At 57.0% G+C, this 516-nt stretch carries 1 protein-coding gene; it reads right to left on the bottom strand.

All coding sequences use genetic code 11. The features are described 5' to 3' along the window. Nucleotides 1-73: 73 nt before the first annotated feature. The coding region (locus tag K2F54_RS18965) for a hypothetical protein (protein ID WP_220607406.1) at nt 74-516 on the bottom strand (443 nt) is incomplete at its 5' end.

The raw sequence follows: 516 nt of genomic DNA, 5'->3' as shown, positions 1-516 counted from the left end.
ACCTGTCTCGCATCCGTACGGTTATGAGACAACCACGTATGACGGCCACAGTGGGATTGCGAGCGCTAGCGAACTACTGCTGGAAAATGATGTTCGCTACCGATGTCATCACCAAGACGTCTAATTCCGAGTCCTCGACGCAGCTGCGGAGGTCGTCGACTTTGTATCGTTCGTCAAGCGTGCCGGCCTTCATATAAAAACCGTGCGACTCGCTGAGGAGTTGTCCCACTGTGGCTTGTCCGTTTGGCCAGACGAGTGCAACTGGGTCTTCGCCCTCGAGCACACCGAATTCAGGCCAAACCACTGGAACGGATGTTCCGTCTTCCAAAGAGATCGAGACACAGGAGCCGTCGAGCACAATTGTGCCCGTGACCGTTATCGAATCGTAGGTCGTGTCCGGAATCACTCTGGCTGACAGCATGATTGAGCTGGCTGGCACGGAAGCGGCTGGCGGTATCGGGGCCTCTGCGCAACCGGATAGCCCAAGCGCGACTACTCCAGCGCCTGCAAGCCACA

It is taken from the genome of Cryobacterium inferilacus, from assembly GCF_019599185.1.
GTDB lineage: Bacteria > Actinomycetota > Actinomycetes > Actinomycetales > Microbacteriaceae > Cryobacterium > Cryobacterium inferilacus.
The sequence above is the reverse complement of the archived record's forward strand: the minus strand, read 5'-3'. Positions and strand labels throughout refer to the sequence as shown.